The sequence below is a fragment of the Coleofasciculus sp. FACHB-712 genome, from assembly GCF_014695635.1.
Taxonomy (GTDB): domain Bacteria; phylum Cyanobacteriota; class Cyanobacteriia; order Cyanobacteriales; family FACHB-T130; genus FACHB-T130.
Genome location: NZ_JACJOQ010000702.1, coordinates 1 through 4,158 on the forward strand (window position 1 = coordinate 1; position 4,158 = coordinate 4,158).

Annotated in this window: 4 protein-coding genes; 3 read left to right on the forward strand and 1 reads right to left on the reverse strand. The window is 41.6% G+C overall.

The window, feature by feature from the left end; all coding sequences use genetic code 11:
* The 3 genes from H6F50_RS26090 to H6F50_RS26100 all read left to right on the forward strand — a co-directional run.
* Positions 1–288, forward strand: a 288-nt coding sequence (locus tag H6F50_RS26090) for an SIS domain-containing protein (protein WP_190430948.1), incomplete at its 5' end; no start/stop codon positions are given.
* Between the two features lie 336 nt (positions 289–624).
* Positions 625–1,668, forward strand: a complete 1,044-nt coding sequence (locus H6F50_RS26095) for a competence protein CoiA family protein (RefSeq protein WP_190430949.1) — start codon at positions 625–627, stop codon at positions 1,666–1,668.
* 418 nt (positions 1,669–2,086) lie between these two features.
* Positions 2,087–2,896 carry a methyltransferase domain-containing protein gene (locus tag H6F50_RS26100; RefSeq protein ID WP_190430950.1) on the forward strand — a complete coding sequence of 270 codons (810 nt, stop codon included), beginning with the start codon at positions 2,087–2,089 and terminating at the stop codon, positions 2,894–2,896.
* Positions 2,897–2,931: 35 nt separating this feature from the next.
* Here the strand turns inward: H6F50_RS26100 and dxr are convergent, their stop codons facing one another.
* Positions 2,932–4,128, reverse strand: coding sequence for a 1-deoxy-D-xylulose-5-phosphate reductoisomerase (gene dxr, locus H6F50_RS26105; RefSeq protein ID WP_190430951.1), 1,197 nt, complete (start codon positions 4,126–4,128; stop codon positions 2,932–2,934).
* Positions 4,129–4,158 lie beyond the last annotated feature (30 nt).

The following is a 4,158-nucleotide window of genomic DNA, read 5'->3' on the forward strand; positions in this document are numbered from 1 at the left end:
GTGCCCGTAGTAGCGATCGCCATGCCGGGGACTGTCTACGAAAAAGTCCTCTCGAATGCCCAGGAAGCGAAGGCGCGGGATTCCCGCTTGATTGGCGTGACGCCGATGAATGACCCAGAAGCAGCGGAAACGTTTGATGATTTATTGCCCGTTCCTGCTGTGGAAGAGTTGCTTTCTCCCATCCTCACAGTAATTCCGTTGCAACTGTTGGCTTATCACATTGCGGCGCTTCGCGGCTTAGATGTAGATCAGCCTCGGAATTTGGCGAAATCGGTAACAGTTGAATAAGCTGTTATAACGTTTCTTAGTCTTGGGTACAACAATAAAAAAGTCGTATAACAAATAAAAAAGTCATACGACTTTTTTGTTATTGTACACTTCAGTGCGATCGCCATATTTACGATCTACACTGCTGGCATTGCCGAATTCTTCAGAGCCGGAACTTGTGCGTAGATAACATCGAGTTTGCCAGACAGCCGTGCTGCTAGGTGTTCGATTAGGCTACAAATGTAGTATTAAGCGTACATTGAGGTAGGTTATTGTTTTTATGATATGCATCTAATGCCAGCTCGCGGTAAATCTTAGGAAATCTTCTCGATAACGCTTACTGAGTGCAGCGATCCGATGAAATCGACGAACAGAATTAAATACAAGTATGCATATAGAGCAGAAAATAAAGTTCTCTATATTGGAGACTTGCAAAAAACAGAGGACATTAAGAACGAAGTTTTCACCTGTATTTCTTGTGGAAATACGCTAATTCCTAAACTGGGAGAAATTAGACAAAAGCATTTTGCCCACAAGCATATTCAAAATTGCTCAGAAGAAACATATCTGCATAGATTAGCAAAACTAATTTTTGCCCAAGAATATCAATTATGTTTGAATAAAAATGAACCTTTTTATATTGAATTAAAGATAGACAGAAGATGTAACGCTTATGAGGAAAAGCTTGGGAAAATATGCCAACTAGATACTATAAATAAAACTTTTGATTTAACCAAGAGATATGTAAAACTAGATTTAGAAACTAAAAATGATGCATTTATTCCTGATATCTTACTTAGTGATATATCATACAATAAAAACCTATTTATTGAAATAGCAGTTACTCATAAGATTACCGATAAAAAAGCGCAATCTAAATTTCAAATTATTGAAATCAGCATTGAAAGTGAAGAGGATATTCTCTTTATTAAGGAACATATTATCAGCCAGAACAATCCAAAAATTAAGCTGATAAATTTTGATATAAAACCAGAACAGGGGAATATCTGCAATGGTCAAAATTGCTCTGAAAGGATGGGTTTCTTTAGGGTTTACAAAAATGGGAAAAGTATCCTGACTTGGGAATCCTTACCAAAAGCTTATTTTATACTTAAAAATCATAAGAATATAATTTTATACTATAAAATTATTAGCTCTAAGGAAGTCTATTTATCAAGTTATGAGTACAAGAAAAATTTAGTTGACGCTTATAATGCAAAAGTTGCTATTAAAAACTGTTCTTTATGCCGATATCACGGAGAGAGTTGGTCTTATTCTAATGAAGAAGAACCTATATTTTGCAAGTTTTTGAAGATTAATTGTAATTCAAACCATGCTTCAGAGTGCCAGTATTTCCGACCCGACCCTAAGTGCTTTCCGATGGAAGTTTTTGAAGATTAATTGTAATTCAAACCATGCTTCAGAGTGCCAATATTTCTAACCCGATCCTGAGTATTTTCCGGAAATACTAAATTTTAATTAAAATTTTACTGTCTTTACTTATAAATGCAATCTGGGCAAAATCTTTGTTTTGTACCTAAACTGATTAATGGGTGAACTGTTGCCTGATAAGCTAATAAGCTTTGGCTGATGTTGTAAGACTCTAATATCTTTCTGAGTAATTGACCTGCTTTTCCCATGATTAAATTATTACAGATCTGATATCTTTTAAGTTAACATTGGTGCTAACAAATCTTGCTTAGCCTTGTTATCATATAGCAGTGCTTTTTGGCTGTAACCGCTAACGCGGTTCCTAAAAAGAACTTTCAAATCAAATAAGACTGCATATACTCGGATCAATTACCAATTTCATTGAATTATGAATAGTTACACCCAGCAGTTAATTGAATTTTATAATTCTAGAACTGCCTATGATTTCGAGGAAGGGACGCGCCATCCACTTGAAGCTAATCTCCTACTTGAATCTGTCCCAATTCAGAAGGGACAGAAAATCCTTGATGTTGCTACAGGGACGGGTTTAGTGGCGATTCCTGCTGCTCAGAAAGTAGGTTCGGAAGGCTATGTCATCGGCATAGATATGTCTCCGGGAATGCTCCATCAAGCCAGGCTTAAAGTTGAAGCAGCTTGCTTACAAAACATCGAGTTGATTAAGGCAGATGCAGAATCAATCAACTTTAATGATGGTTGCTTTGATGCTATCTTTTGCTGTGAGGCAATTGTACTTTTTACTGATATTCCTGCTATTTTGCAAAAGTGGTATCGTTTCCTGAAAACTGGAGGGTTTGTTGCATTTACGTGTCCTCCCGAAACAGCTTATCTGGGAGATGTTTACAGGAATATCTGCGCTAGAGTATTGGGCATATCGCTGCCACACATCCTCGAAACACTCGGTACTCCAGAAAAGTGCCGCACTTTGCTACAACAGGCAGGTTTTACAGATATCGAAATCAAAATTGAGCCGTCAGGACGGTATCGCCATCTAAGAGATGACGAATTATCCTGGAAGGGGATTAATTTAAGTTTTAAAGGCAATCCGCTGCTGGCAAAACTATCACCGGAACAATTAGAGCAGTTCCAAGTTGAGTACAGAGCAGAAATTGATAAACTAACAACCGATCGAGGAGTCTGGGAAGACACCACAAAATTCTTTGTTCGTGGTAAAAAATGAGTTGCTGAGTGATTGAAGGAAGACCAGGAAATACCCTAACGCATGACTGCGGCGCTACTACCTTTGTGCAACTGCTGACTCACCTCAAGTGCTTCCTGTCTTGCCCATTGGTCGGCGGCAATGATGTCATCGAGAGTAGGAGTTGAGCGGTTGTGGGAAGTAAAGCGATCGCAAACTGACTCGATGCAACGAGGAATATCCAAAAATTGAATTTTTTCTTCTAAAAATAGCGCCACTGCCTGTTCGTTCGCCGCATTCAAGACCGCAGGCATTGAACCGCCCGCACGACCCGCAGCATAAGCCAATTGCATACAAGGATACTTCTCGTGGTCGGGTTCCTTGAAAGTGAGATTCCCAGCTTTCACCAAATCTAGCGGTTCCCAGTCGGTATAAATTCGCTCAGGCCAGGATAACGCATAGAGTAGCGGCAAACGCATATCAGGCCAACCCAACTGAGCTAAGACTGACGTATCTTGCAACTCAATCAGGGAGTGAATAATGCTTTGGGGATGGATGACAATCTCGATGCCATCGTAATCCATGCCAAAGAGGAAGTGCGCTTCAATCACTTCCAGCCCCTTATTCATCAACGTAGCGGAGTCGATGGTTATTTTGCGACCCATCGACCAATTGGGATGCTTCAGGGCGTCTGCAACCGTGACTGAGCCTAATTTCTCGACAGGCAAATCGCGGAAGGAACCGCCCGACGCCGTGAGCAGAATTCGTCGCAAGCCGCCTTTGGGGACGCCTTGGAGACACTGAAAAATTGCAGAATGCTCAGAGTCCGCTGGCAACAGCTTCACGCCGTGTTTCTCTACCAGCGGCAGCACCACGGGGCCACCAGCAATCAGAGTTTCCTTATTCGCTAAAGCAATATCTTTCCCGGCTTCAATCGCGGCAATGGTCGGTAATAACCCCGCACAGCCGACAATTCCGGTGACGACCGTTTCCGCATTGCCGTAACGGGCGACTTCAATCACCCCAGTTTCCCCACTTAACAAGATTGGTTGGGGGTCGAGGTCTGCGATCGCTTCTTTCAGTTCAGACAATTTGTCTTCTTGACAGATAGCGGCAATTTCCGGTCGGAACTGCCGAATCTGTGCGGCAAGCATTGGCACGTTGCGTCCTGCTGCCAACCCCACGATTCTGAACTTTTCCGGGTTTTGAGCCACAATATCTAGCGTCTGAGTCCCGATAGAGCCAGTGGAGCCAAGGAGAGTAATCGCTTTCACAATCATTTAAGGATTCAGGGGCAATTCCAC

Excerpts from the sequence above, each read along its gene's own strand:
- H6F50_RS26095 (WP_190430949.1), top strand. The coding sequence starts at position 625 with ATGAAATCGACGAACAGAATTAAATACAAGTATGCATATAGAGCAGAA.
- H6F50_RS26100 (WP_190430950.1), top strand. The coding sequence starts at position 2,087 with ATGAATAGTTACACCCAGCAGTTAATTGAATTTTATAATTCTAGAACT.